Raw genomic sequence first — 26,687 nt, 5'->3', positions numbered from 1 at the left:
TACCATCTAAATATCGTTTCACCGCTTGGATTTTTTCTTTTGAAGAAAATTTAGCCATAAAAAATGCACCTCCAATTGTTAGACTGTGTCTAACAATTGGGGTGCACTTCAGTGCATCTCAGCACCCTGAACGGCTTTTCTTATTAAGTTAAATCACGTTTTAAAAACACAGTATATGAAATACATAAAAATACGAACAAATAAAGTAGTAACATACATGATGCAAACGGGAATGTTACTCCATCAATAAAACTTCCATTCTTTGAAATACTATATAAATCTGTGTTTGCTGGCAATAAATATTTCGCCCAGTTATATCTAGTGGCTGCTAATAACGCAATATTGCCTGATAAAGCAAGGAATAGTGAAATACCAATTGCACCTCCACTAGATCTCGTTAACACAGAAATCATAAATGCAAACGATGCATACACAACCGTTGGTAACCATGATAAAACATAATATTTACTTGCTTCCACAAAAATATTTTGTTTTATTATATTTCCATCTTGGAAAATAAACTCACTCCATGCAGGTTGTTGGAATTTATAAATAACAAGTCCACATAAAGCGGAGAAAATCATATTAAATATAAACAATAAAGCTGCAAATATAACGATTGCTAAAAACTTTGCTGTTAAAATTTTAAATCGACTCGCCGGACGGATTGTTAAAAATTTATATGTTCCCCAGCTATATTCATTCGCAAAAATTGTACTTGCATACACGAGGATAAAGGGGAGCAAAATTGGAAATACGATAAAACCTGTATCTCTCATGAAAGAAAGTGGAGAACTGCTTGCCGGTGCTGTATCCGTATCTAAATGCTTCATCTTAAGCTGGTATTCTTTTACAAGCTCATCCCCTGATTTTTCTGCTAAAATAGCTTCTTTTTTCATGCCAAGCTTTTTCTCAATTTCTACAGTACGTTCTGTATAATCTACTTTCCATCCTTTTGTTTCCGGTTCAAAATACTTTACCGTAACCCATCCTAATCCGATTATTAATACTGCAATAACTGCAAATGGAATAATCGTTCGCTTCCGCTTAAATATTTTATACAGTTCATTATATACTAAATTAAACAATATCTTTTCCCCCTGTTAATTCTAAAAATTGCTCTTCTAACGTTTTTCTTTCTTCATATACACGATACACTTGAATATTTTTCTCAAGCAATGTACGAATAACATTTGGGATTTCTTCATCTTTTACATTAATAAGTAATTCATTATCTTTTACTAAAACATCATGCCCTAATATTTCCGCTGCTTTATTCGCATCATCTACACGTATACGGATCGTCTCCATCTCTTCGCTTTGGCTATGCTGAATATTTTGCGTAGCCACATATTCCCCGTGCTGAATAATGATAACTCTGTCACACATTAATTCAACTTCTGAAAGTAAGTGACTTGATACAAGTACAGCTTTTCCTTGTTCATGTGCAATTTTTTTTATGTACATTCTCATTTCATGTATTCCACTAGGGTCTAATCCATTTGTCGGTTCATCTAGTATCAACACGTCTGGATTGTGAATAAGCGCCTGAGCGATTCCTAAACGTTGTCTCATGCCGAGTGAATACGCTTTTACTTTGCGATCAATTACTTGTCCCATCCCTAACAATTTCACTACTTCATCGATACGTTCTTCAGTCACATTACCATTCATTCGTCCGAAATATGTTAAATTTTCATAGCCACTCAAAAAAGGATAAAATTCAGGTGTCTCAATTACCGCTCCAATTTTCGCAGCGGTTTTTTCGAATTGCTGTTTCACAGATTGACCATCAATCCATACTTCACCTTCTGTCATACGGATCATACCAACCATCATTCTCATTAAAGTCGTTTTTCCAGCACCGTTTGGTCCGAGTAAACCGACAACCTCGCCTTTTTTCACTTCAAAACTAATATTTTGTACAAGTGTCTTTGATCCGATTCGCTTCGTTAACCGATCGACTTTTACAATTGATTGTTCATTTGTCATTCTATACAACCTTTCCTTCCCATTCTTTGTCAGGTCTTTTCACTGTAACATGATTATTTTTATGTGTAAAATAGAAAAAAGCATGATTTCTCATGCCCTTTCTTTAAACCGCAACGAATTTTCACCCTTTAAACTTCGAACAAATCGATAACATTGCATCATCGATATTAAAACGACAGTCATAATAATTATACTAATAATTACAACTGCATATATTGTAATTGGCGCACTATTTATTCCTTGTATCCCTGCGATTTTCATAAAGATAACCGTGAATAATTTCAAAAATAGCATCCCATTAATTAATCCGAAAACAAATGCTGCTCCATAAATGAATAATTGCTCCTGACATAATACACATAGTACCTCTTTTCTTTTCATATTTTCTGCTACATAAGATGTAAACTCCTCCCTCCTCACATGCAAAAGAGAGTACATCATTTTATATGTAGTAAAAATACATATGAAAATTAATACAATAAAAAGTGTGTAAAAATACATTTGAAATACAAATGCATCCCCTACTTTCAAAATAGCTCCTTCATTAAATTGTAACGATATCATAAAAAACAAAATCATAGTACTCATAGCAATCCACATAAATTGCTTCATCCTTTTGGTAGCAAATGTTCTAATATTTTTTCTCGCTAACCGACATAAAGACATAACATTCTTCCCCTACCTTATTACATACACATTCTATACTACTAGTGTATAAAAATATGACATTTTAAACATCGCACTACAATCGGAATTTCTTCTAAGTCTTTAGTCCTAGAAAACGAAATGATAAAAAAATCACATTTAGAATATAATTGTAAAAAGGAGGAGATTGCATGCGTATAAAATTACTATCAATCTTGTCTTTATTATTACTCACAAGTTGTAGCCAACTAAAAAACAATGAAATTGCCATTGTTGAGCCATACAAATTAACAAAAGAGCAAGCTTCTATTTTACAAATGACTCCTTTTCAAGAAAGAAATAGCATGTTTTATAACGTTACGCTTAAAAATGATAAAGATGAAATAAATGCTACAATTGATTATTATAACAATGGTAAAAAAACAAAAGAAATTGCTAATATAGCTACCTCACATTTTTCAAAAAAGAAAGTAAAGCTTTCTTTTTTACCACCACATTTCCAATTCGATAAAGATATACAAGAAAAAAGGCAGTGGTATATGAATATTGAAGGTGGTTCAACGCTTGTTCATGAAGAAGAACCACGAAGCGTAAATAGCTCTGCAACTACTACAATTCAATCTATAAAAAATTTAAAATACAATCAAAAAACAACTTTAGCTGCTGTAATTCAAACCAGTAAAGAAACTGTAAGCGTTCCTACCATTGATGAAGAAACAGGTATTGATCTACTCTTAAAAGAAAATGAACACGTTTATCTATTTAGTATCGAGCTAAAAAAAGAACAATAAAGCGGAAATGCAACTTAAGTTGCATTTCCGCTTTATTGTTTAATAAGGTGTACTTTTATGGATTTGAATTAAATCCATTTTCTGTTACTACTATTATTCATCTTCTACTTCTATTCTTTTCTTCTCTCTTGCAATTTTTAAAAACTCTAGCAGCTCTGGATTACTATTCATTTTTTTGTAAGCCACTGACATTTCTGCCACAAAATTAGAATCATATAACTCTTTATATACAACTTCTGTTTTATATAACTTATTTGCCGATACGGGTATTACTGTAATTCCAATCCCTGCTGCTACAAGCCCCATAACTGTTTGATACTCTGTTGCTTCTTGTACAATGCGTGGACTAAATCCAACTTCTCTGCAAAGAGATAAAATTGTATCATACAAAGCTGGCCATACTGGTCTCGTAATAAATACAAACGGCTCATCTCGTAAATCTTCTATATGTATTTCATCTTTCTCTGCAAGTGGATGTGCCTTTGGTAAACATAAGGTGCAAGATAACCTTTGAATTGGCTCTAATTCTAATAATTGTGTTGGAATTGGTGGACGTAAAAAGCCAATATCGATACGGTTATCATGAAGTGCATGAACTTGATCTGGTGTTGACAATTCATGTAATGCAACAGACACTCTCGGAAATTTCTTTCTATATTCCCTAACAATTGATGGTAAAATATCATATATCGCCGCACCTACAAAACCAATTGAAAGTGATCCTACTTCTCCCCTTTGTGCACTTTGTGCAACTTCTACTGCTTTTTCAATTTGTTCAAACGCTTTTTTTACTTCTTTTAAAAACATTTCTCCTGCTTCTGTTAGTTCAACCTTTCTTTTCGTTCTTGAAAATAATGTAACTCCCATTTCTTTTTCTAATTGCTGTATTTGTTGACTAAGTGGTGGTTGTGTCATTTGTAAACGAGCAGCTGCCCGTCCAAAGTGTAACTCTTCTGCCACAACAACAAAATATTGCAAATGCCGTAATTCCATTTTTGGACACCCTTTTCACTTTCGATTAATACGTCTAATATATTAATACCATATAATTTATATATTAGACAAATATTTCGAATGAACGTATAGTAGAAATTGTTAATTCTTTTTTACAATTTTTATGTAAAAAAAGAAAGAGGTGGTTACTGTATGAAATGGTGGAAGTTAAGCGGACAAATTTTATTACTATTTTCTTTCGCTTGGACAGGTGAATGGATTGCAAAACAGGCACACCTCCCAGTTCCAGGAAGTATAATCGGTATTTTTTTATTATTAATTTCATTAAAATTTAACCTAGTTAAAAAAGAATGGATACAGGACGGAGCAGATTTTTTATTAAAAGAACTTATTTTATTTTTCATCCCTTCTGCAGTCGCTGTCATACGTTACAGAGATACACTAACACAATATGGAATCGATCTCATTTTAATTATTATGATTAGCACTCTTTGCGTTACCTTAGTTACAGGACTTTTAACAGAATTGCTACTAAAGCGGAAAGGATCAACGCAATGATCGGATTTCTTTGTTTACTATTAACACTATTCACATATTGGATATCAAAAAAAATGTATCAACGTTGGAATTGGAGTCTACTTTCTCCTCTTCTCGTCTGTCCCATTATTTTAATTGCTTTATTGCTCGGATTAAATACACCTTATGAAACATATGAATCTGGTGGTCACTGGTTAACTGAATTATTAAAACCCGCAACAGTTGCTTTTGCATGGCCAATCTATAAATACTTTGATTTATTAAAGAAACATGGAATGGCTATCTTACTTAATGTCATTGTCGGTTCGTTTTTATCAGTCATTACTTCAGCACTACTAGCAAATTATTTTCAAATTGATTCATCACTAGAACATAGTTTAGCGCCACATATCGTAACAACACCAATCGCAATGGCTATTTCAGAAATGATTGGTGGCATGTCACAATTAACTGCTGTATTTGTCGTTTTAACTGCCTTAACAGGAGCATTGCTCGGTCCTTCTCTCATACGTATTTGCCGTATTAAAACAGCAATCGCAAAAGGTATTATGTTAGGAACAAGCGCAAATGGAACCGGTACATCAAAAGCATTCGAAATCGGTCCTGTGGAAGGAACAATTGCAAGTTTATCTATGCTTTTAACAGCAGGCGCTAGTTTAGTTATCGTTCCGCTTTTCTTGTCTTGGATACATTAAAGAAGCAAGTATTTACATACTTGCTTCTTTATCTATATATTGGCACAGCAATTCATAATCCTCTGGAAAAGCTAAACACAATTGTTCAACTTCATGTATCCCTTTCCAAGCAATTTCATGTATTAACTCATCAGGATCTTGGATTTTCATATTACCGCCTATTTGTTTAACAAAATAATAATGGACATACACTGGAACACCGTATGTAATACCCTCTTTTTCATATATTTTATTTACAACTTCCACATTGTAACCTGTTTCTTCCCAAACTTCCCTAATACAACATTCTTCTAGTGTCTCTCCCTTTTCAAGTCCTCCACTTGGGACAGACCACCTTTTTTCTTCTCCCTCTTTTCCCTGCAGTACCATTAAAACTTCATTTCTTTCATTTACACATACCGCTGCACTACCTATCCATCTCTCCATAAACATCCCTCCCCTACTAAAATTCGCCCTCTTTTTTATTTTCCCCTTGAAAAAAAGAGGAAAATAATAAAACAATGACGAAAAATTACATCAACTTCATAGACAATCCCTTTTTAGAAATTAAAACTGGAAGGATGAAAATATGATTTCTAATTATGTTGTGGAATGTGTCTTTTGTGAAAAAAATCGAAAGCCTCGCCAAGCTATTGTCACCGTTCCCGCCACTACTCAGCTACTAGCCATTGAAAAAGTGCGTGCAGAATGTAAACGTCGTTTCGGAAAAGCTTTATTATTACAAACAGAAATTAAAGAAGAAATAGTTTTTGAACAAAAAGAAAGCTGACCATCAATTGGTCAGCTTTCTTATCCGATCATATTTTCACATGAAGATTAGGGGCATCCTCTTTAAGGATCGGGATTTTCCCATTATGTACGTTCCATAATGGTCATCGAACAATATATTTCTATGCAATTAACTATTGAATAGAATAGGGCAAAACTTGTTCGCATTTTTAGAAAAGGGATAGGGATATAATTCAAGTAGTACTTCGAATACTCGAACTTTACACTCATAATATTAAAACAAATCCTTTTATATGGGAAATATGAATTACCTACATAATTCATTCGTAAAATATATTAATAGTTTGCTATATTAATTTTATCCCGCTATTTGTAAGCAGTCCCCCCTACTTATTATAATTTCACTTTATTCCATCAATAGCATACATCCAGCTAAAACCGGTGTCATAATCATCGAAAACCTCAAAAGCATTCGCGGTGCATAATTTGTAAACTTCGCGCCAATATATGCCCCTAACATGGTCCCAATTAATACTTGCAATAACAATATATAATCTAAATATCCTTCCGAACTATATCCTAGCCCGCCTCCAATTGCAATCGGTAATATAACAAGCATCGTTGTCCCTACAGATTGCTGAATCGTTAGTCCCAATAGAACCATTAATCCAAGTTGAATAAACGGTGCAGAACCAATCCCAAATGAACCAGCCATCATTCCAGTAACTAATCCAAGGCATATACATTTCAACAAGTAGTTAACGGGAAACTCTTTATGTTTATATAAAGACGACTGTTCTTTGTTTTGGAACATAATTAATTTAATAAACATAAAAATTGCCGATAAAAATAACATCCCAGCTGTAAACCAATGAAGAAGATGAGCTGGTATAAGTGAACCAAATTTAGAACCAATATAAGAGCCAATTGCGCCAAATCCCCCAACAATCCCGCCTATAATAAGTGCTACATTGCCTTCACGGTAATGACTGACAACACCTGATAATGTCGTAAACGCCATTGCGGTTAAAGATGTTGCAAGAGCAACATGAATAGGAATATGGAATACTAAAGTGAGTATCGCGATAATAAACCCAGCTCCTCCAGCTCCAACAAATCCTAATAAAATACCCATTACTAACATTGTTATAATAATTGCCACAGACTTTCCCTCCAGTAACACAATTATCCATCATATTTATCCTTACATACAAATAAAAAGCATCCTAAACGGATGCTTTTTATTTCAATGATATGTACTTAATCTTGATTAATCAAAATAACCGCTGGACCAGCGACTACTACTCCAGCTACTTCTATCTTTTCAAATTCCTTTACTGTAATAGATATAACTCCTTCTCTTTCCATCAATTCTTTACTCAGGACATCAGTCGGGATTGCTTTCACCGTCTTACCTCCTTTTCATTTATACAATATGATAAAGTGAAACTTTCATCAGTAGGTTTTTTGTCCGTACTTATTGATTATTAACCCTCAGCAATCGGGCGAATAATCACCCAATGCATCTATATATATGCATCACCTCCGCTTTCATTCCTTATTCCACTCAAAAACCTTCTCCCCCTTCCTTGACATATTGAAAAATAAAAAAGAAGCTATAACATATAGCTTCCCTCCACGTTTCTTTAATCTTTATACACCGTATATTCCATAACTTTACCATCTCTATTAAATTGTAAAACAAGCTGTTCGCTATCTATTGGAATAAAGCCACGTTCAGTCCCAAGATAATACAAAGTGATAACTCCTTCTTCCCCACTTCTCGTTTCCGTTGGGGCTCCTAACAATTGTGTAATTTCTTCATTTGATTTCCCTATTAATTTATATTTTTGTAATAGATCATCTACCATATGTACCCGCTTATCTGCATGATTTAACCATCTATTCTGATTAAACTTTGATGTATATTCATTTACACTTAATTGTACAGTGCACACTATTAATGGTATGAGTGCTACTATTAAAACCCCCAACATTTGCTTCTTTTCTTCATTACGATTTTTAGAAACATATAAAATAACCCTTTGAATCATGACTAATAAAACAAATGGTATGAATACTACCAAAATGCTCCTTACCCTTAAGGGTATATGGACCATATCAATGACGAATATAAATACAATGTACATTACTATATACAAACAAAAATAGCCATACAAAATGCTACGCAGCATATCGTTCAGAAAGATCTCCCCTTTTAACTCACTATATAGTTCATCCGGCTAATCATTTCTCGAATCTGTTCTAATTCTTGCTCTGTATATACTACTGTCCCTGTTAAGATTTCATTTCTGAAGAACGTTACAATTTGCTCCCGATCTTTTAATCTAGGTGTTTCCTCACTAGAAAGGTCTACTATTGCTTTTCCATTTTTATTATAAAAATATACAACTGGTTTTACCTTTTCTTTTATACTATTAGCCTGCATTTCATTCAAACAATTGTATAAAATTTTAGATAGTTTCTTCGCCTTATATACTGGATTCCCTTCATTTTTCACTTGTATAGTTGACGAATCTTTACCTACTATATATTCAAATGTCTCTTCTTTATCAACTTCTTGTTGATACTTACCCATTTCATCAATCATAAATGAATATATACCAGCATTTTCTTTCGTTAAACCATGAATTAATTTCTCGTTCCATTCTTTCGTCTCCAGTAGATAAATACCAGTTTTGCACAAGATGAGATGATGGATTCTATTATCGTTTATTTCACTATTATTTTTAATAAAAACATTCGGCATGACTTGAATTTCAGCATCTAATATGATACCTTGCTCTATGAATCCTCGCTTCATATAATGTAATGTTTCGTACGTATTCATTTCAGCACCGTTTTTAGTATATTCTCGTAAATTTGCAATTAATTTTTGAAACATATGTATTTCGTTATTATGTTTATTTTGCATTTCACTACGTTCTTTACTATGCTGCATAGCTAATTGATTTTTCATCATACGCATATTTTCAATTTCTCTATTTGCACTTACTTGTAAATCATTGTATTTTTTCTGTTCCATATTTTTTAAATTATTTTGTTGTTCTTTATGCTCTATCACTGTAGCTGCAATTTCATTTTTATACGTTTCAATCGCTTGTTTCTTTTCAAATTCTACTTGCTGACTCTCTGATTCTAACTGTTTATTTTTATAAAACAGCACAAATGCTACAGCTAATAATATTAAAATCGCACCTATTAGCACATAATTCATATTTTTACTCCTTTATTTCATTTTCGATTATTTTTTATAAATATTTCTACTATAGTATACTATGGTTTCGATATAGACTTTGTAAAAGTTGTATATTTTTAATAAAAGGCACCTCTGACGGGGCACCTTTTATTTTCACTCTATTGTACACCATACTGAATATAACTCGGATCGTAGTATATCCATTGATTTGTCCCTAAGCAAAGCCATCCATCTTGCTTACTCCATACTCGATACGATTCACCCTGATGTAACTATCTTATAACATTTCCATTTAATGATGGAGCATCACGCAAATTTACATTATCACCAGTAATAGTCGCCACATAATGTTTATACTGAATATAACTCGGATCATTATATACCCACTGATTTGTCCCTAAACAAAGCCATCCATCTTGTTCTCCCCAAACTTCATATGTTTCGCCACGATTCAATTGGCGAATTACACTAGACTGTAAAGATGGTCCACTTCTCAAATTCACATTATCTCCATTAATTATAGCAACCCCGTACACTGGAGTTGCATTATTAGGCGGGGAAACATTACCTCCACCACTTGCTCCATTCCCTTTTAAAGCTTCTAATGAAACTGCAGCTGATACATCACAATTTCCTACGCCTGAAATTTGTCCAGAATCTGTGTACTGCCACGCTGTCCACGCTGTCCATCCACCAGCATCAGCAGGCGTTGTACTCGAGTATTTAGCAATCCAAAGCGGTATATCACTTAATCCGCTAATTCTGAACTCATTAATATACCAAACTCCTGTATATAACATTACATCTTTTCCAGTAGCCTGTTTCACATAATTTATGAAGCTTCTTGCCCAATTCGATATAGCGTTACCAGTTAAATTACTGTTGCTCGGATCTGTTGGTGATTCTAAATCCAGAACTGGCATTAAGTCTGTCTGGTTACTTTGTAATATACTCACAAAATATTTCGCCTCTGAAATTGCATCATTTTGTTCTGGACGTGCAAAATGGTATGCACCAATTAATACATTCGCACTTCGGGCTGCTTGTACATTTTTAGTAAAAGTAGGATCAATGTAGTTTACACCTTCTGTCGCTTTTGCATACGCTGCTGGAATTCCAGATGCCTTCACTGCATTCCAATCAATATTCCCTTCCCAATGAGACACATCAATAAACGTAACATTTGAACTTGATCTGTTTTACATATAAAATCTCCTATCAATTTTTTTACTTCGTATACATACAATATGTACAAGTTTCATAAGAGGACACGACATTTATGCTATAGAAACAAAGAGTAAACATATTTTGTATACAAAATAAAAAAGACCTTGTGTTACAAGGCCTTTTGCAAACTCACTTTATTTTGTAGCAAGTACATATTATAATACAAACCTTGCTCACTTAGTAATTCTTGATGTGTTCCTCTTTCTACTATCTCTCCATCATGCATCACAAAAATTTGATCTGCATCTTGAATTGTAGATAACCTATGCGCAATGGCTATCGTCGTTCTACCTTTTCGCATTTGTTGCAACGCTGTTTGAATAGCCTCTTCTGTTTCTGTATCGATATTAGCTGTTGCTTCATCTAATACTAATACTTTCGGATTCGTTGCTATCGTTCTAGCAAAAGCAATTAATTGTCGTTGACCGCTTGAAAATGCTGCACCTCTTTCTACTACTTCTGTTTCATACTGTTTTGGTAACTTTTCAATAAACGTATTCGCTTGCACAAATCGAGCAGCTTCTTTTACTTCTTCATCCGTAATTTCTTCATTATACATACGAATATTTTGCTTTACATTTCCAGCAAATAAAAATGCATCTTGCAATACGAGTCCTATTTTCTTTCTAATTTCTCGTTCTTCAAATTTTTCTAAATCTACACCGTCTATTACAATATTTCCTGACTTAATATTATAAAATCGCATTAACAAATTCATAATCGTACTTTTTCCGCTACCAGTATGCCCAACAAAAGCAACCGTTTGCCCTTGTTTCACGTGAAATGATACATTTTTTAAAACGTCACGCTTTCCATCATATGAAAAAGTAACATTTTTAAATTCAATATCTCCATCCACGACTTGAGGATTCTCATTGCCTTTTTGAACCGGTGCTAAATCTTTCTCGTCCATTAAATGAAATACACGTGATGACGAAACAAGTGCCTGTTGGAAAAAGGACAATTTCATCATCATCTCATTTACAGGTTGGAAGAAACGATGTATATAGTTAACAAAAGCATATAAAACTCCTACTTCAACAGGGCTCTTTAAAGCATCAATCCCAAATAAACCTAGTACTAACGCAATAGCTACAATATGCACTAAATCCGTAGCTGGTCGTAAAAGTAATGCGTCTAACTTCAAAGTACGTCGCCCTGCACTATAATGTTTATTATTCACTTCTTCAAACTCTTTTCTCATACGTTTTTCTTGTCTGAACACTTGAACAATATTCATTCCTTGTATGGACTCGTTCAACTTTGCATTTAACACGCTTAGTTGATTACGTACTTCTAAATAAAAAGCTGCACTTTTCCGGCGATATAATACCATAATCGCAAACATTATCGGAATTAATACGAGAGAAAATAGCGCTAATTTTACATCTAATAAAAACATCGCTACTAAAATGCCTACTAAAAAGACTACATTTTTCACAAATGTTGATAATACACTGACATAAAAATCTTTAATCGCTTCCGTATCATTCGTTATACGAGATACGAGCGTACCAATTGGCGTACGATCAAAGAAACTTAATGACAGCTTTTGAACATGTTCATATACTTCAACTCGCATATCTTGAACAATCTTAAAAGCAATGTTCTGAAAGTACAATAGATTTAAATACGTAAATAATACTTTTAATAAATGAGCAACTATGTAAATTACAAATAAAGTAACGAGCGCTGATCGTTCAAAATCCCGCGGTACTAGGTGTTCATCGAGGAATTGTTTAATTAAAAAAGGACCCATCATTTCCGTTACTGTCGCACCAACTAAAAAGATAAATGCTAAAGATAGCAACCCTTTATATGGCTTCATATAGGAAAGCAATCTACTTAAATCACTTCGCTTCTTCTCTACCATCATACGCCTCCTTTCTCGACTAAAGCTTCTAATTGCTGGCTTTCATACATTTCCTTATACCAGCCGTTTTCCTTCATTAATTCCTCATGTGTACCTCTTTGTACAATTCTACCTTCATCAACAACAAGAATAAGATTGGCATGCTGAATTGCACTTAATCGGTGTGCAGTAATAATCGTCGTTTTCCCTGCTCTTTCCCTCTTTAAGGCACTTAAAATCGTCTCTTCTGTTTTTGCATCTACTGCTGATAAACAATCATCCAAAATTAAAATTTCAGCATTTGTTAATAAAGCACGAGCAATAGAGATTCGCTGTTTTTGACCACCAGATAACGAAACACCTCTTTCCCCTACTACTGTTTCATATCCTTCTGAAAATTGGAGGATGTCATTATGAATACAAGCAATCTCTGCAGCTTCGGTAATTTCATTATATGTAGCATCCGCCTTTCCAAAGGCAATATTCTCACCAATACTTGCTGAAAATAAAAAATGATCTTGCGGCACGTATGAAATGGCAGAACGGACACCATGAAGTGTTATATCTCGAATATCTCGCTTCCCAATTTTTAATTCACCATTAAAATGATCATACTCACGGATTAAACATTTTAATAAAGTCGTTTTCCCTGCGCCTGTACGTCCTACAACTCCTAGTGTTTCACCCTTCTTCAAATCAAAGTGAATATCGGTTAAATGTAACAATTCATTTTTCTTATACGAAAATGAATCAACGGCAAACGAAACATTACCGCTCGCTATTGTATGTACAGCATTTTCGCTATTTACTACATCTGATTTTTGTGAAAGAATTTTTTCTACACGGTCATATGATGCACGCCCACGCTCCATAATATTGAACAACCACCCAAACGCTAACATTGGCCAAACGAGGGTACCTAAATATGTCGTAAATGTAACGAGATCACCTACTGTTAATTCACCTCTTACAACTAATACCGATCCATAACATACTGCGATTAAAAAAGAAAATCCAACGATAAGAGAGATTGTCGGATCAAATAACGAATCAATACGTGCAACTAACACATTTTTATGTACAACATCTTCTGATTTTTTTCGAAACGCCTGCAAATCTTCTTTCTCTTGTCCAAGAGACCGGATTACCTTCATCCCACTCATACTCTCTTGCACTTTATCATTGATTTCCGAAAACGATTGCTGTGCTTTATGAAACCTTTTATGTAATAACGTTCCATAATAATTTGTCGAAATGGCTACAATCGGCATTGGAATTAAACTTAATAATGTTAACTTCCAACTAATTGTAAAACCCATCGCTACGAGTACACATCCTCCGACAGCTAATGAGTCAACAAGCGTCAAAACACCCGCTCCAGCAGTTTGCTGGATCGCTTGAATATCATTGGTCGCATGTGCCATTAAATCACCTGTTCGATTTGACTGATAGAAAGATGGACTCATCTTTGTAAAATGTTCATATAAATTTTTTCGTAATTGGCGAGCTAATTTTAATGAAGACCCGAAAATCATAATACGCCATATGTAACGTAATATGTACATCGTAATACCTACAATTACTAATAATACAACCCATTTTAGTAACTTATCGGTCGTCAATGTTCCATCATTAATTTCATCTACAACGATTCCAATTACTTTTGGTGCTACAAGTTCTAGAAGTGCAACGCCAAACAATAAAATAATTCCAGTTATGTACGCTCGTTTTTCTTGTTTAAAAAAACACGCTAAATTCATAAATACTTTCATTTTTTTCCTCCTCCCTTAAAATGAGCGATGTTTTCAGTTTACCAAAAATACAGAATTTTTAAAAGTTTTAAAAACTATAACTAACAAAAAGAAAGACACTCTTAGCGAGTGTCTTTTAGCGCTTATTTCATTTGTTGCTTGTTCATCGCGCTCATCATTTGATTGATTTTCTTTTGGGAAGGTTTTTGTCCCATTTGCATCATCATCATTTTTAACATTTGTTCGTTAATTGGTGGATTTTTTTGTAAGTAATTCATCATGTATTTGCGGGCAATGAAAAATCCTAACGCCACGCCTGCTACTAGTGCTACTACGCCCACTAGAATACCTAACCAAATTGGCATATATTTTCCTCCTTCATGTTGTCTACCTTACAGTGTACTAAAACCTTTTCAATAAGACAAGATACAATTCGACATTTTTTACACATATGTTCGTACTTGTTTTAGAGGATTCAGCCATCCGTACTTTGTATTTTCATAATCCATCGCTAAAAATGTTAATTCACACTTTCTTAACACCTCAAAGAATGTCGTTTCCATAGAGACATTTCCAGAGGTATTCATACGAATATAGTGCGGTTTCACCATTATTTCGCCGTACTCCGCTCCCGTATAAAGTGTATGTGTATGATGTGTTCTATCATATTTACCAAGAACGCGCAAAGCTTGTTCTAATTTATGATGAATTTTCATTACTTGCAATGGCATCGTTATATACATCATTTGCTTATATAACACTTTTTTCTCCGAAAGGGACCCAGATTCTGAAAATCGAGCAAATAAATCAAAAAACAAATATTCACGACCAAAATAAGCTTTCGCAATATCCTCTTGAATTAAATACAATTCATACGTTTTCATTTTTCCACTCCCAATCTGGACAACCTTTTCTCTTCATTATATATAAGAAAGTTTGCAATGATTGTCTGACTGCGGAGAGATAAAAAACTTTTTCTGTCGAAAAAACTCATTTACATAGAAAAACCTCTCCATGCTGGAGAGATTTTTCTGAAATCATTAAAGCATTTCTTTTACTTTACGAACAACGTTCTCTACAGTAAATCCATACTCTTCCATAATCTTCTCACCAGGAGCAGAAGCACCGAATGTATCGATACCTAACACATCTCCTTCAAGACCTACGTAACGGTGCCATCCGAATGTAGCACCCATTTCAATTGCGAAACGTTTTGTTACTGCTTTTGGTAATACAGATTCTTTGTACTCTGCAGTTTGAGCTTCGAAGCGATCCATAGATGGCATGCTGACAACAGCTGCGTCAACGCCGTCTACTGCTAATGCTTTTTGAGCTTCAACAGCTAGGCTTACTTCAGATCCAGTTGCAAGTAAGATTACATCAGCCGTTTCTTTCTTGCTTGCCGAAACTACATATGCACCTTTTGCTACTTTTTCATACGTATCTTCTTTTGCACCTTCTAATGTTGGAAGGTCTTGACGAGTTAATACTAAAGCAGTTGGTTTGTTTGTAGATTCTAAAGCTAGTCTCCAAGCTGCAACAGATTCGTTACCATCAGCAGGACGGATAACAGAAACATTTGGCATTGCACGAAGCGCTGCTAATTGCTCGATTGGTTCATGCGTTGGACCATCTTCACCAACAGCGATACTGTCATGTGTGAATACATACGTTACTGGCAATTGCATTAATGCTGCAAGGCGAATTGCTGGGCGTAAGTAATCAGAGAATACGAAGAACGTACCACCGTAAGTTTTTAAACCGCCATGTAGTGCAATACCGTTCATTGCTGCACCCATTGCGAACTCACGTACACCGTACCAAATGTTTTTACCGCTGTAATCATCTCTTGTAAAGTCTTTTTCGTTATTCATGTATGTCTTGTTAGAACCAGCAAGGTCAGCAGATCCACCGAAGAATGATGGTACAGACTCTGCAATTGCATTAATTACAGCACCAGAAGAATTACGAGTTGCTGCTTTTGATCCTAATTCATAAGTTGGTAAGTTTTGCTCCCAACCTTCTGGAAGTTGACCGTTCATTGCTGCTTGGAATTCGTTTGCTAATTCTGGGTATGCTTGCGCATATTCACCTAGCATCGTGTTCCACTCAGCTTGCGCAGTTTCACCAACATCTTGTACTGTTTTACGGAAGTTGTCATATACTTCTTCTGCTACATGGAAGTCTTGCTCAGCAGTCCAAGCATATGCTTCTTTCGTTAATTTTGTTTCTTCTACACCAAGTGGAGAACCATGTGAAGCTGATTTTCCTGATTTGTTTGGAGAACCGAAACCAATTGTCGTTCTTACTTCAATTAGCGTTGGGCGTTTTTCGTCAGCTTTCGCTTCTTCAATTGCTTTCGCGATTGCTTCAATATCGTTTCCATCCTCAACACGGATTACTTGCCATCCGTATGCTTTGTAACGATCTTCTACACTTTCAGAGAATGAACGATTTAAATCGCCATCTAATGAAATATCGTTTGAATCGTAAAGCACAACAAGACGACCTAATTGTAAATGAGCAGCTAATGAAGATGCTTCAGCAGAAACGCCTTCCATTAAATCTCCATCACCACAAATAGCGTATGTATAATGATCTACTACATTATACGCATCACGGTTATATTTAGCAGCTAAATGTCTTTCTGCCATTGCCATACCTACAGCAGTTGCAATACCTTGTCCAAGTGGACCAGTCGTTGCATCTACACCAGCTGTATGACCATACTCAGGATGTCCTGGAGTTTTGCTTCCCCATTGACGGAAGTTCTTTAAGTCATCCATTGTTACATCATAACCAGATAGGTGAAGTAGGCTGTATAATAACATTGAACCATGACCTGCAGATAATACGAAACGATCACGGTTAAACCACGTTGGGTTATTTGGATTGTGTTTCATAAATTGAGTCCATAATGTATAAGCCATTGGTGCTGCACCCATTGGCATTCCTGGGTGACCAGAGTTTGCTTTTTCAATCGCATCGATGGATAATGTGCGAATCGTGTTGATAGAAAGTTGTTCGATTGAATGTGACATGCTATTCTTCCCTTCGCTTATATTAGTAAACGTTTTATACATTTATATGATAGCTTCCCACGCAAGATTATACAACATGTATCGACAAATATGTTGATGTTTTTTTGATTTTTTATAAAAAAATCAATGATTCCGGGAATGTATGGGTATTCAATATGACATACTTTTTCATTATTTTTATTTTAAAAAGAAAGAGAATTATCTGTATATTTATACAAATTTCTTCTATACTTACGTTTTTAAATACGTTTTTAAAAATATAAAAAGCATCTAACTTCGATGCTTTTCAAATAAGTTAAACAATCCTTTTCCGAATCGAACTTGAAATCAAATCAATTATAATTACCATTAAAATAATACCTAATAAAATAATACCAACACGAGACCAATTCCGTGAACTCAGCGCAAAAATTAAAGGTGTACCAATCCCTCCTGCTCCGATAACCCCTAAAATCGCAGCAGATCGTACATTAATTTCGAACCTGTATAACGTATACGATAGAAAGTCTGGTAACACTTGTGGCAATACTGCATACCAAAGTATTTGAAAACGGTTTGCTCCTGTTGCTAGTAACGCTTCCGTGGGTCCTTTATCTATGTTTTCAATTCCTTCTGAATATAGTTTTCCTAACATTCCAATAGAATGTAATCCTAAGGCTAATACTCCTGCAAAAGAGCCTGGACCAACAGCTTTTATAAATAAAAGAGCCATAACTAATTCAGGAAACGTACGAACAAAACTAAGTACAAATTTTCCAGATCCTGAAGTTAATTTCCCACTGCTCATATTCGTTGCCGCCCAAAAGGCAAACGGAACAGATAAAAATGCAGAAATAAATGTACCTAATATCGCAATTGCCAACGTATCAATTAATCCATGTAATAAATCTTCACCATCTGGCAAAGATACATACGACCAGTCTGGATTCAATATCCCTGTCATAATTGCTTTCGTGATTTCACCTGCTGTGTCCTTTATCCCCTCTAATGGCACTCCTGAAAAGGCCCATACATATACAACTGTAAGTGCTATTAAAATAATCCAGCGATATATACTCGGTTTCTTCGGTTTTGGCACAATCATCGTCGTTCTATTCATTATAGTTTCTCCCGCAACAATGTACTAATGTAGTCAATTAACAAAACAACAATAAGGGTATAAATAATTATAGATGCAGTTTGTTGATATTGTAAAAATCCAAGTGTACGATCATAATATAATCCAATACCACCCGCTCCTACTAAACCTAAGACAGCTGCTGCACGTACGTTCACCTCAAATGTATATAGAACATAGGAGACAAAATGTGCTTTCACTTGCGGAATTACCCCATAAACAATCCATTGCACTTTATTTGCTCCTACTGCTGTCATCGCCTCTAACGGGCCTGGATCAATTGATTCAGTTGACTCGTACAATAATTTTGCCACAAGCCCAATTGAGAAAAAAGTAAGAGCCAAAATACCCGGAAGTGGTCCTATTCCAAAAATAGCTACGAAAATTGCCGCTAATAATAAATCTGGTATCGTTCGAATAAAATTTAAAATCAATCGAGCTGGACTGTATAAAAATGTACTAGTAAACACATTACTTGCCGCAAACAGTGCCAGTGGAATAGCTAAAATCGACCCTAAAGTCGTCCCAATAATCGCCATACGTATTGTATCTAACATCACTGTTGTAATAACTTGAAAATAACTCCAATCAGGTGGCACCATTTCTTTCAATAGATCTACCATATTTGGAAAACCATCTACCAGTTTTGAAAATGATGCATCTACCTGTACACTACTACTCCACAGCATTAAAATAACTAAAATAAACGTTAACATATGTTTCAATTTACTCGGCGGCTTCGGTATTTCATTTGAATATATCGTCACGTCATTCATTTTACTGCCACCTCTAATAATTCGCTTTTCTGAGCTACGTCCCCATAAATTTCAGCAAACTTTTCATCAGTTGCCTCTTCTACTAAACCATCAAAAACAATTTCGCCTGCATGTAATCCAATAATACGCGTCGCATATTGCCTAGCTAAATCAATAGAATGTAAGTTTACAATTGTTGTAATTCCAAAATCTTCATTAATTTTCTTTAAGTCATCTAATACTTGCTTTGTCGTAAGTGGATCTAACGACGCAACAGGTTCATCTGCCAATATGATTTTCGCTTCTTGCGCCAATGCTCTAGCAATCGATACACGTTGTTGTTGTCCTCCTGATAATTCATCAGCACGTGCATATGCTTTTTCTAAAATATTCACTCTTTTTAACGCTTGAAATGCGAGCTCCACATCCTCTTTCGGAAACAAACCTAACGTTGTACGCAATATGGAATGATATCCAACACGACCAGCTAATACATTTTTTAATACTGTTGATCGCTTTACAAGATTAAAACTTTGAAAGATCATACCAATATCCCGACGCATACGTCGTAAATCTGTTCCTTTTGCAGCAGTAATAGACTCACCTTCAATAATGATTTCTCCTTCGGTAATCTCATGAAGACGATTTACGGATCTGAGAAGTGTAGATTTTCCAGCTCCAGATAATCCGACCATTACAACAAACTCACCTTTTTGAATTTTCAAGTTTATATTATTCAATCCTTTTGTACCATTTGGATACACTTTGGAGACATTTCGAAACTCTATCACACATCTTACCTACCTTCTATGTATTCAAAACGGCAAACTAACTGAAAACATCCCCTTTCAGCTAGCTGCCATTTCCATATGTATTATTGCGTTTTTACTTTCTTCCCATATTCACGAACGATATCAAATTTACTATCATCAGATTTAACATATCCTTCATGTGAATATACTTCTTTAATGATTTTGTGACCTTCCTCATTCTTTCCAATTTCAATGAAAGCATCTTGTAATTTCTTGCTCCACTCTGCATCTAAATCAGATCGTACAGAAATTGTATCGTTCGGAATTTTCTCAGTAAATTTCACTATTTTCGTTTGACCAAATATATTCGGATAATCTTTTTTTACAATATTACGAGCATCTTGGAATACAACAGCCGCATCTACGTCACCATTTAAAAGAGCAATAAGCGACTGATCGTGACCTTTTAATGTAACAGGTTTCACATCTTTTAACGGATCAATTCCCTCTTTTAATAGAACAGCTGCAGGCCATACATACCCTGCTGATGATGTTACATCTTGATAACCAATCTTTTTACCTTTTAAATCTTTTACACTATTCATATTAGAGTCTTTTTTAACAACAAACTCAGATTTATAAAAGTCTACTAAATCCTTTGTAGGGGCTCCCGTTTCATCATCTACTCCAAAACGTTGTGCTTGTAAAATTACATTTGCAGCCTTCTTTTCATGTGCTAATACGTACGCTGTTGGCGGTAAAAATCCTACATCTACTTGTTTAGATGCCATCGCTTCTACAATTGTATTGTAGTTCGTTGAAATACTAACTTTTACTGGAATATTCAACTTATCACTTAATAGCTTCTCAAGCGGTTTTGCCTTCGCCTCTAACGTATCCGCATTTTGAGAAGGAACAAATTGAACATTTAAAGTCTTCGGTACATACCCTTTTTTCGTATCTTCATTTTTACTTGCACTTGACTCTTTCGTCCCGCAGCCACTTAATAATCCCGCTGCTAGTACAACTGTTGTGCTCATTGCAAAAACTTTTTTCAACATGTTAATGCCTCCATTTTTCATTGTTATAAAATAACCTTTCATAAACATGAAGAAATATATCACATATTTTTACAAATAATTGATTATTTACAGAATCTTTACACATTCTATACACTCACATTAAAATTCTCTTCACATATTTGATATGATGAATTGGAAGATAACAATAGAAAAGGTGAGTCATATTGGAACAAAATCAAACTGTAACTTTAAACATCTTATTAACAAGCGATATACATGGCACTGTTTATCCTATTCACTACCAAGATAACTCCCCAGCAGAACTTGGTTTAGCTAAAATTTCTACTCTTATAAAAAAAGAACGTTCCCAAAATACAAACGTTCTTTTAATTGATAATGGCGACTTTATTCAAGGCACACCATTTACTTATCATTATGTTACATACGAAAAAAACAAAAAAAACCCAATGTCCTTATTAGCGAATTACTTACAGTATGACGCTGCAATTATCGGCAATCATGAATTTAATTACGGGATGGATATATTAAATAATGCTGTGACTACTGCGAACTTCCCGTACCTATCAGCAAACATTTTAGATAAAAACAGTAAAAAACCTTATTTCGGGAAACCATATGTAATAAAACATATTGAATCAAATATAAAAATTGCTATTTTAGGAGTGACAACGCATTACATTCCCAATTGGGAACAACCCCATCACATTAAAGATTTACTATTTGAAGATGCATTAAAGACTACAAAAGAATGGGTTTCTTACATTCGCAAACATGAGAAACCAGATTTACTAGTCGTAGCGTATCACGGGGGAGTTGAACGAGATTTACAAACCGGGGTACCGACTGAAGTGTTAACAGGAGAAAACCAAGGATATGCAATGTGCCATGAAATTGAAGGTATAGATCTTTTACTAACAGGTCATCAACACCGAGAAATTTCTCATACGATGGCTAACGGTGTAACAATTTTACAGACTGGATGCAATGGACACTCAGTTGGAAAAGTAAAAATAACATTCGAAAAAACAAAACATAAATGGGTGAAAAAAGAGAGTTCTTCTGAATTATTATCTGTACAAGGAGTTGAGGCGGACCAAGATGTACTTTCATTGGTAGCCGATTACGAAGAGAAAACACAAAAGTGGCTTGATCAACCTATTGGAATCATTCAGGGGGACATGCAAATTTCAGATGCTATGCAAACTCGTTTGCATGATCATCCTTTTATCGAATTCATAAATAAAATACAGATGAATATAGCTAATGTATCAATTTCTTGTACAAGTTTGTTCCATAATACATCTTCAGGTTTCCCTGAACATGTAACAATGCGTGATATCGTTTCTAATTATATTTATCCAAACACATTAAAAGTAATTAGAATAACTGGAGCAGATATAAAAGATGCTCTTGAACTCTCTGCTTCTTATTTCACATTAAAAACAGATGGATCAATCACCGTAAGTCCTATCTACATAGAACCAAAGCCACAACATTATAATTATGATATGTGGGAAGGGATTTCATACGTATTAAACATTTCAAAACCAATTGGTGAAAGAGTAGAATCTTTACAGCATAACAGTGCTCCTCTTAATATGAATGAAGAATATGACGTTGTAATGAATAATTATCGTGCAAGTGGCGGGGGAAATTTTTTTATGTTTCAAAACAAACCGGTAGTAAAAGATATACCCATAGATATGTCTGAACTTATCGCTAATTATATATTGGAACATAAAACGATAGAAGCAACTGTTAATAACAACTGGAAAGTTATTAAATAACGATTTTTACAAATAAAAAAGATGGGCTTCGCCCATCTTTTAATTTAATTTTGCATTATCTTGCTTTTTTAAAGCTTTTAATTTCGTCGGTGTAACATCTGTACCTTCTTCGTTAACAACTTTAATACCTTTAAGTTCGTTTAACATATTTTGACGAAATCCTTTTAAATATTGTTCACGTAGCGATTGACGCTCACGTTGCTCTTCTTCAGTTAAACCTTCAGCTTTTGCTTTTTTCGCTAAGAAGTTAATGCGTTCAACGAGTTCGTGATTAATCATCTCGAATCCCCCTTCTAATCAAAACTGATTATTATCATACAATAGTTACTCTTCTTTATCAAGCAATTGCTTCGTATACTCTACATATCTACGATGTACAGTCGCCTTTGAAACATTATGACCAAATCCACGTAATGTTGCTGCGATTTCTTCAAACGTGAGTTCACTTTTTCGCAAACGTACAATTTCCTCAATTGGCACTTCTTTTTTCTCTCTTCCTACACTTAAATGACGATTTTTTAAATTATTTTCTGGACGATAACCTTTTTCTACTGCACGTTGCATGCCTCGTTTAATTTTCAAGTTATGAATCTTTCTTTGATATTCTTCAACAATACCAATAATATCTAATACCATCGAATCAGAATCCGATAATTGTAATTCACCATTATGTGTATGCGTATATACTTTTATGCCTTCTTTATGTAAGCAATGCATTAATGCGATCTTCGCATTTCCTCTACCAAGGCGCGTTTCATCTTGTATAAGTAACACATCAATTTGTTCGTCTCGAATTGTATCCAACACCTCTAATATACCGTCACGTTCAATTGTATATCCACTAGCCTGCTCTTCAATCACCTTAGTAACATTCATTTGATAGCGCTCAGCTAAATGCAATAATTCATCTTTTTGACGTAACAATGATGTTTCTTGCGCTTCTTTCGTTGTACTCACACGTGCATAAATAATTGCATTCATTTTGAACCCCTCTTTCTCCCTATTATTTCCCTATAGTGTAACATAAATCCGCCATTTGTTCGAACTTATGTTTGTAGAATGTTTTTTCACATGTTATACTTATTAATAAGAAAAATGAAAGAAAACGAGGTGTTAGAAAACATGGAAAAGTTAACGAAACGCCAGCAAGACATTCTCGACTTTATTAAGCTAAAAGTACAAGAAAAAGGATATCCACCTTCCGTACGTGAAATTGGTCAAGCAGTCGGCCTCGCTTCTAGTTCTACAGTGCACGGACATTTATCACGATTAGAAGAAAAAGGATACATTCGACGCGATCCAACAAAACCACGTGCCATTGAAATTTTAGGCGAAGACCGAATGGATACGGAAACACAATCTGTTATTCAAGTTCCAATTGTCGGAAAAGTTACTGCTGGTTTACCAATTACGGCGGTCGAAAGCGTAGAGGAACATTTCCCACTTCCAGCTAGTATTGTTGCTGGAGCAGACCAAGTGTTCATGTTACGTATTTCTGGAGATAGTATGATTGAAGCTGGTATTTTCGATGGAGATTTAGTTGTTGTTCGCCAACAACAGTCTGCATATAATGGTGAAATTGTAGTCGCTTTAACAGAAGATAACGAAGCAACTGTTAAACGTTTCTATAAAGAAAAAGACCATTTCCGTCTACAACCAGAAAATTCTTCGTTAGAACCTATCATTTTAAAACAAGTGTCAGTTATCGGGAAAGTAATTGGCGTATATCGTGATTTACATTAAAAATAATAAAAAGAAGATAATTACCTTATTTACATACGGTAATTATCTTCTTTTTGTATTTTGATAGATTTCCATGCATTCTATTTCTTATTAACGAGTTTCAATCGTCACATCTCCAGCAGCCGTTTTACCGCTAATCTTTTTACTACCATTTCCAATTGTTACATTTTTATTTTCTTCATTAAAAATTGTTACATCTCCCGCAGCACTTTGCCCAGTAATTACCGCATCTTGTGGTTTTTCCGATAAAGTAATATCTATATCTCCCGCAGTTGAAATTGCTTCTAGATTATACTTAGAATCATGATCTTGAATATTTATTTCCCCACTTGTTGTTTTTGCGGTCACTTTCCCTAATACCTTCTTAAAGTTCACCTCACCAGCTTTTGTCGATCCCTCCACATTCTTAGCCGTTACTTGTTTCAACTCTACTTCTCCAGCAAGTGTTCTAACACTTACGCTATCACTTTTCACATCACTCATTTCGATTTGTCCAGCAGATGAATTTACTTTTACATCTTGGTAAGAGCGTTCGGGCACAAGGAGAGTCAATTTAGACGTTTGAAACCTAAAATCGTAAAAAGAAAAATCAAATGAAGCACCTTTTTCTCTTTCCCCAATAACTTTTAATGTGTCACCATCTTCTGCGATACGAATCTCTTGTTTACGTACATCTCCCGATTGCTTTACATAAAAAGAAGAGTCAGGAGATTTTTGGACAATAATATCCCCGGCATCTAACTTAACTTCTATATTTTTTAATGTTTCGTTTTTAATTACATTTTCTTTATCGCCTTTTTCAGCAGTCTGTACTGCTTTTTCATATGTTTGGGAAATTCCTATTACTCCAATAATGATACAAGCGATAGCGATTAAAAATAGTTTTTTCATCATTTACTCTCCTTTTATCATTTTGAAGTTCCATATTACATATCGTACACACAATCTCTTAAACCACTTTGTACTATAAAAAGCGATAATACATAACAATAAACCTACTCCAACAAACGTTATACTAACGAAAAGATCCAACCATATAAAAGTACCCATAAATACTTTTCCAATAACGAAAAATGGTGTTACTACACTAGCAATACCACCGATCCAAAAAGAAAATATAAAAGCAATAATTGCGACTAACGGGCCTAACACAATAATAAAATTAAACAAACTAAGTCCAATCGCTGCCATAACAGCTCTTGTCACATTTGAAGTCGATGGATTTTTTTTCATTTCATCAAAGCGATACATCGCAAGTAATTCTTTCGCGATTACTTTCGGAGAACCAAGGCCCTGTATTATTTCCGATTCAGTTTTCCCTTCTTCTAGTCCAAACTGAAAGTGCTCTTCATAATCCAATAAAATATCTTGCCTCTCTTCCTCTGGTAACTTTCTAAGATAACTTGATAATTCTTTAAGAAACCCTTCTTTACTCATCCCATTCCACCCCTTCAATAATTTCTTGTACCCCTTTCGCAAAATCACGCCATTCTGTTACTAACAAATGAAATTGCGTCTCCCCTTGCTCTGTTAATTGATAATATTTACGAGGTGGCCCTTCCGTAGATTCCTTTAAATACGTTTGAAAATACCCTTCTTTCGTCAAACGACGTAATAAAGGGTATACTGACCCTTCCGATATTAAAAATTTATTAGAAATTTGCTGAACAAGTTCATAACCGTAACTATCTTTACGTTTTACAAGTGCTAATACACAAAGTTCAAGCACACCTTTTTTAAACTGAACGTTCAAGCGCCATCCTCCTTCCCTATCTCAGTACTGTTCAATACACGGTACCTACTTTATCCATAATATACCACTTAGTATTATTTATTGCAAGGTACTAAGCTATATTTATTCCCTAAATTTAGAAAATGAACTAACGAAATTCTGAATAAGACTGCGTTATAACTGAGCAGCATTCAAGGTTTCATTTCATTTACATTAATATTAAACTTCATTCACTCTTTCCTCTTGAAGAATCCACCACACCTTATTCACTATAGCTAATGAGAAAAAGCCCCAATACTTATCGGTATTAGGGCTTTTTCTCAT

General features: G+C 34.6%; 29 protein-coding genes and 1 pseudogene. 6 read left to right on the top strand and 24 right to left on the bottom strand.

Annotated elements, in window-relative coordinates; translation table 11 throughout:
* Positions 1-143 precede the first annotated feature (143 nt).
* The 3 genes from MR143_RS30340 to MR143_RS30330 form a co-directional block, all read right to left on the bottom strand.
* On the bottom strand, positions 144-1,088 hold the full coding sequence (locus MR143_RS30340; protein ID WP_000482759.1) for an ABC transporter permease: 945 nt from the start codon (positions 1,086-1,088) through the stop codon (positions 144-146).
* The gene (locus MR143_RS30335) at positions 1,081-1,992 is read right to left on the bottom strand and encodes an ABC transporter ATP-binding protein (protein WP_000180624.1); all 912 of its coding nucleotides are present in this window, start codon (positions 1,990-1,992) and stop codon (positions 1,081-1,083) included. Before MR143_RS30335 ends, MR143_RS30340 begins: the two co-directional genes overlap by 8 nt.
* Positions 1,993-2,082: 90 nt before the next feature.
* Positions 2,083-2,658: an FtsX-like permease family protein gene (locus MR143_RS30330; RefSeq protein WP_000050625.1), complete on the bottom strand. Its 576-nt coding sequence runs from the start codon at positions 2,656-2,658 to the stop codon at positions 2,083-2,085.
* A gap of 170 nt (positions 2,659-2,828) precedes the next feature.
* Between MR143_RS30330 and MR143_RS30325 the strand changes: the two genes are divergently transcribed.
* Complete coding sequence (locus MR143_RS30325) at positions 2,829-3,428, top strand: hypothetical protein (protein WP_001220627.1); 600 nt, start codon at positions 2,829-2,831, stop codon at positions 3,426-3,428.
* Positions 3,429-3,521: 93 nt separating this feature from the next.
* Here MR143_RS30325 and alsR read toward each other — a convergent pair whose 3' ends face one another.
* On the bottom strand, positions 3,522-4,421 hold the full coding sequence (gene alsR / locus MR143_RS30320) for an acetoin biosynthesis transcriptional regulator AlsR (protein WP_000423234.1): 900 nt from the start codon (positions 4,419-4,421) through the stop codon (positions 3,522-3,524).
* A 153-nt stretch (positions 4,422-4,574) separates the two neighbouring features.
* Here alsR and MR143_RS30315 point away from each other — a divergent pair, with 153 nt between their 5' ends.
* Together MR143_RS30315 and MR143_RS30310 are read left to right on the top strand one after the other, a co-directional pair.
* A complete protein-coding gene (locus MR143_RS30315) occupies positions 4,575-4,940 on the top strand; it encodes a CidA/LrgA family holin-like protein (protein ID WP_000872376.1) in 366 nt (121 codons plus the stop codon).
* Positions 4,937-5,614, top strand: coding sequence for an LrgB family protein (locus MR143_RS30310; protein ID WP_000578962.1), 678 nt, complete (start codon positions 4,937-4,939; stop codon positions 5,612-5,614). Before MR143_RS30315 ends, MR143_RS30310 begins: the two co-directional genes overlap by 4 nt.
* A 12-nt stretch (positions 5,615-5,626) precedes the next feature.
* Here the strand turns inward: MR143_RS30310 and MR143_RS30305 are convergent, their stop codons facing one another.
* Positions 5,627-6,040 carry an NUDIX hydrolase gene (locus tag MR143_RS30305; RefSeq protein WP_000442982.1) on the bottom strand — a complete coding sequence of 138 codons (414 nt, stop codon included), beginning with the start codon at positions 6,038-6,040 and terminating at the stop codon, positions 5,627-5,629.
* A gap of 142 nt (positions 6,041-6,182) precedes the next feature.
* Here MR143_RS30305 and MR143_RS30300 point away from each other — a divergent pair, with 142 nt between their 5' ends.
* The gene (locus MR143_RS30300) at positions 6,183-6,383 is read left to right on the top strand and encodes a DUF3903 domain-containing protein (RefSeq protein ID WP_000625227.1); all 201 of its coding nucleotides are present in this window, start codon (positions 6,183-6,185) and stop codon (positions 6,381-6,383) included.
* A 366-nt stretch (positions 6,384-6,749) separates the two neighbouring features.
* Here the strand turns inward: MR143_RS30300 and MR143_RS30295 are convergent, their stop codons facing one another.
* The 14 genes and pseudogenes from MR143_RS30295 to MR143_RS30230 all read right to left on the bottom strand — a co-directional run bounded on the left by MR143_RS30295 (position 6,750) and on the right by MR143_RS30230 (position 21,119).
* On the bottom strand, positions 6,750-7,505 hold the full coding sequence (locus MR143_RS30295) for a sulfite exporter TauE/SafE family protein (protein ID WP_000974657.1): 756 nt from the start codon (positions 7,503-7,505) through the stop codon (positions 6,750-6,752).
* Between the two features lie 98 nt (positions 7,506-7,603).
* The gene (locus MR143_RS30290; protein ID WP_000644411.1) at positions 7,604-7,750 is read right to left on the bottom strand and encodes a BC1881 family protein; all 147 of its coding nucleotides are present in this window, start codon (positions 7,748-7,750) and stop codon (positions 7,604-7,606) included.
* A gap of 239 nt (positions 7,751-7,989) precedes the next feature.
* Entirely contained in the window at positions 7,990-8,538 is a 549-nt protein-coding gene (locus MR143_RS30285) for a hypothetical protein (protein ID WP_199717657.1), read from the bottom strand.
* A gap of 23 nt (positions 8,539-8,561) precedes the next feature.
* On the bottom strand, positions 8,562-9,581 hold the full coding sequence (locus MR143_RS30280) for an NERD domain-containing protein (protein WP_001110270.1): 1,020 nt from the start codon (positions 9,579-9,581) through the stop codon (positions 8,562-8,564).
* 140 nt (positions 9,582-9,721) lie between these two features.
* A pseudogene (locus MR143_RS30275) lies at positions 9,722-10,729 on the bottom strand (GH25 family lysozyme).
* A gap of 170 nt (positions 10,730-10,899) precedes the next feature.
* Entirely contained in the window at positions 10,900-12,663 is a 1,764-nt protein-coding gene (locus MR143_RS30270) for an ABC transporter ATP-binding protein (protein WP_000229522.1), read from the bottom strand.
* On the bottom strand, positions 12,663-14,414 hold the full coding sequence (locus MR143_RS30265) for an ABC transporter ATP-binding protein (RefSeq protein WP_242281237.1): 1,752 nt from the start codon (positions 14,412-14,414) through the stop codon (positions 12,663-12,665). Before MR143_RS30265 ends, MR143_RS30270 begins: the two co-directional genes overlap by 1 nt.
* 122 nt (positions 14,415-14,536) lie before the next feature.
* A complete protein-coding gene (locus MR143_RS30260) occupies positions 14,537-14,758 on the bottom strand; it encodes a YneF family protein (RefSeq protein WP_001123317.1) in 222 nt (73 codons plus the stop codon).
* Positions 14,759-14,836: 78 nt separating this feature from the next.
* Positions 14,837-15,277: a sporulation inhibitor of replication protein SirA gene (gene sirA, locus MR143_RS30255; protein ID WP_000860645.1), complete on the bottom strand. Its 441-nt coding sequence runs from the start codon at positions 15,275-15,277 to the stop codon at positions 14,837-14,839.
* 156 nt (positions 15,278-15,433) lie between these two features.
* A complete protein-coding gene (tkt, locus tag MR143_RS30250; RefSeq protein ID WP_000019769.1) occupies positions 15,434-17,434 on the bottom strand; it encodes a transketolase in 2,001 nt (666 codons plus the stop codon).
* Positions 17,435-17,729: 295 nt separating this feature from the next.
* The gene (gene phnE / locus MR143_RS30245) at positions 17,730-18,533 is read right to left on the bottom strand and encodes a phosphonate ABC transporter, permease protein PhnE (RefSeq protein WP_001082388.1); all 804 of its coding nucleotides are present in this window, start codon (positions 18,531-18,533) and stop codon (positions 17,730-17,732) included.
* Positions 18,533-19,327 carry a phosphonate ABC transporter, permease protein PhnE gene (gene phnE, locus MR143_RS30240; RefSeq protein WP_001000777.1) on the bottom strand — a complete coding sequence of 265 codons (795 nt, stop codon included), beginning with the start codon at positions 19,325-19,327 and terminating at the stop codon, positions 18,533-18,535. The genes phnE (MR143_RS30245) and phnE (MR143_RS30240) overlap by 1 nt, the downstream gene beginning before the upstream one ends.
* Positions 19,324-20,097 carry a phosphonate ABC transporter ATP-binding protein gene (gene phnC, locus MR143_RS30235; protein WP_000569248.1) on the bottom strand — a complete coding sequence of 258 codons (774 nt, stop codon included), beginning with the start codon at positions 20,095-20,097 and terminating at the stop codon, positions 19,324-19,326. Before phnC ends, phnE (MR143_RS30240) begins: the two co-directional genes overlap by 4 nt.
* Before the next feature lie 83 nt (positions 20,098-20,180).
* Complete coding sequence (locus MR143_RS30230; protein WP_000915056.1) at positions 20,181-21,119, bottom strand: phosphate/phosphite/phosphonate ABC transporter substrate-binding protein; 939 nt, start codon at positions 21,117-21,119, stop codon at positions 20,181-20,183.
* A gap of 185 nt (positions 21,120-21,304) precedes the next feature.
* Between MR143_RS30230 and MR143_RS30225 the strand changes: the two genes are divergently transcribed.
* Positions 21,305-22,888 carry a bifunctional metallophosphatase/5'-nucleotidase gene (locus MR143_RS30225; protein ID WP_242281236.1) on the top strand — a complete coding sequence of 528 codons (1,584 nt, stop codon included), beginning with the start codon at positions 21,305-21,307 and terminating at the stop codon, positions 22,886-22,888.
* A gap of 39 nt (positions 22,889-22,927) precedes the next feature.
* On the opposite strand, the gene MR143_RS30220 is transcribed toward MR143_RS30225, so the two are convergent.
* Positions 22,928-23,167, bottom strand: coding sequence for a DUF896 domain-containing protein (locus tag MR143_RS30220; protein WP_000607015.1), 240 nt, complete (start codon positions 23,165-23,167; stop codon positions 22,928-22,930).
* A gap of 45 nt (positions 23,168-23,212) precedes the next feature.
* Entirely contained in the window at positions 23,213-23,869 is a 657-nt protein-coding gene (locus tag MR143_RS30215) for a YneB family resolvase-like protein (RefSeq protein ID WP_000991471.1), read from the bottom strand.
* Positions 23,870-24,010: 141 nt separating this feature from the next.
* On the opposite strand from MR143_RS30215, the gene lexA reads away from it, so the two are divergent.
* Positions 24,011-24,631 (top strand): transcriptional repressor LexA, encoded by a 621-nt coding sequence (gene lexA / locus MR143_RS30210; RefSeq protein WP_000413738.1) that lies wholly within the window; start codon positions 24,011-24,013, stop codon positions 24,629-24,631.
* A 90-nt stretch (positions 24,632-24,721) separates the two neighbouring features.
* Here lexA and MR143_RS30205 read toward each other — a convergent pair whose 3' ends face one another.
* From MR143_RS30205 to MR143_RS30195, 3 genes are read right to left on the bottom strand one after another with little or no spacing between them, the layout of a single operon-like run.
* Positions 24,722-25,525 carry a DUF4097 family beta strand repeat-containing protein gene (locus tag MR143_RS30205; RefSeq protein ID WP_002181226.1) on the bottom strand — a complete coding sequence of 268 codons (804 nt, stop codon included), beginning with the start codon at positions 25,523-25,525 and terminating at the stop codon, positions 24,722-24,724.
* Positions 25,526-26,068 (bottom strand): DUF1700 domain-containing protein, encoded by a 543-nt coding sequence (locus MR143_RS30200; RefSeq protein ID WP_000031383.1) that lies wholly within the window; start codon positions 26,066-26,068, stop codon positions 25,526-25,528.
* The gene (locus MR143_RS30195; protein WP_001102628.1) at positions 26,061-26,384 is read right to left on the bottom strand and encodes a PadR family transcriptional regulator; all 324 of its coding nucleotides are present in this window, start codon (positions 26,382-26,384) and stop codon (positions 26,061-26,063) included. Before MR143_RS30195 ends, MR143_RS30200 begins: the two co-directional genes overlap by 8 nt.
* Positions 26,385-26,687 lie beyond the last annotated feature (303 nt).

Source organism: Bacillus cereus group sp. BfR-BA-01347 (genome assembly GCF_022663835.1).
GTDB classification, from domain to species: Bacteria; Bacillota; Bacilli; order Bacillales; family Bacillaceae_G; genus Bacillus_A; species Bacillus_A thuringiensis_K.
Note: the sequence above shows the minus strand (reverse complement) of the source record. Positions and strands in the feature narration are given on the sequence as shown.

What these genes read in the sequence shown, in the direction of transcription:
- MR143_RS30335 (WP_000180624.1), bottom strand. Translation starts at nt 1,992, where the DNA reads ATGACAAATGAACAATCAATTGTAAAAGTCGATCGGTTAACGAAGCGA.
- MR143_RS30330 (WP_000050625.1), bottom strand. Translation starts at nt 2,658, where the DNA reads ATGTCTTTATGTCGGTTAGCGAGAAAAAATATTAGAACATTTGCTACC.
- MR143_RS30325 (WP_001220627.1), top strand. Translation starts at nt 2,829, where the DNA reads ATGCGTATAAAATTACTATCAATCTTGTCTTTATTATTACTCACAAGT.
- alsR (WP_000423234.1), bottom strand. Translation starts at nt 4,421, where the DNA reads ATGGAATTACGGCATTTGCAATATTTTGTTGTTGTGGCAGAAGAGTTA.
- MR143_RS30315 (WP_000872376.1), top strand. Translation starts at nt 4,575, where the DNA reads ATGAAATGGTGGAAGTTAAGCGGACAAATTTTATTACTATTTTCTTTC.
- MR143_RS30310 (WP_000578962.1), top strand. Translation starts at nt 4,937, where the DNA reads ATGATCGGATTTCTTTGTTTACTATTAACACTATTCACATATTGGATA.
- MR143_RS30305 (WP_000442982.1), bottom strand. Translation starts at nt 6,040, where the DNA reads ATGGAGAGATGGATAGGTAGTGCAGCGGTATGTGTAAATGAAAGAAAT.
- MR143_RS30300 (WP_000625227.1), top strand. Translation starts at nt 6,183, where the DNA reads ATGATTTCTAATTATGTTGTGGAATGTGTCTTTTGTGAAAAAAATCGA.
- MR143_RS30285 (WP_199717657.1), bottom strand. Translation starts at nt 8,538, where the DNA reads ATGCTGCGTAGCATTTTGTATGGCTATTTTTGTTTGTATATAGTAATG.
- MR143_RS30280 (WP_001110270.1), bottom strand. Translation starts at nt 9,581, where the DNA reads ATGAATTATGTGCTAATAGGTGCGATTTTAATATTATTAGCTGTAGCA.
- MR143_RS30270 (WP_000229522.1), bottom strand. Translation starts at nt 12,663, where the DNA reads ATGGTAGAGAAGAAGCGAAGTGATTTAAGTAGATTGCTTTCCTATATG.
- MR143_RS30265 (WP_242281237.1), bottom strand. Translation starts at nt 14,414, where the DNA reads ATGAAAGTATTTATGAATTTAGCGTGTTTTTTTAAACAAGAAAAACGA.
- MR143_RS30260 (WP_001123317.1), bottom strand. Translation starts at nt 14,758, where the DNA reads ATGCCAATTTGGTTAGGTATTCTAGTGGGCGTAGTAGCACTAGTAGCA.
- sirA (WP_000860645.1), bottom strand. Translation starts at nt 15,277, where the DNA reads ATGAAAACGTATGAATTGTATTTAATTCAAGAGGATATTGCGAAAGCT.
- tkt (WP_000019769.1), bottom strand. Translation starts at nt 17,434, where the DNA reads ATGTCACATTCAATCGAACAACTTTCTATCAACACGATTCGCACATTA.
- phnE (WP_001082388.1), bottom strand. Translation starts at nt 18,533, where the DNA reads ATGAATAGAACGACGATGATTGTGCCAAAACCGAAGAAACCGAGTATA.
- phnE (WP_001000777.1), bottom strand. Translation starts at nt 19,327, where the DNA reads ATGAATGACGTGACGATATATTCAAATGAAATACCGAAGCCGCCGAGT.
- MR143_RS30230 (WP_000915056.1), bottom strand. Translation starts at nt 21,119, where the DNA reads ATGTTGAAAAAAGTTTTTGCAATGAGCACAACAGTTGTACTAGCAGCG.
- MR143_RS30220 (WP_000607015.1), bottom strand. Translation starts at nt 23,167, where the DNA reads ATGATTAATCACGAACTCGTTGAACGCATTAACTTCTTAGCGAAAAAA.
- MR143_RS30215 (WP_000991471.1), bottom strand. Translation starts at nt 23,869, where the DNA reads ATGAATGCAATTATTTATGCACGTGTGAGTACAACGAAAGAAGCGCAA.
- lexA (WP_000413738.1), top strand. Translation starts at nt 24,011, where the DNA reads ATGGAAAAGTTAACGAAACGCCAGCAAGACATTCTCGACTTTATTAAG.
- MR143_RS30205 (WP_002181226.1), bottom strand. Translation starts at nt 25,525, where the DNA reads ATGATGAAAAAACTATTTTTAATCGCTATCGCTTGTATCATTATTGGA.
- MR143_RS30200 (WP_000031383.1), bottom strand. Translation starts at nt 26,068, where the DNA reads ATGAGTAAAGAAGGGTTTCTTAAAGAATTATCAAGTTATCTTAGAAAG.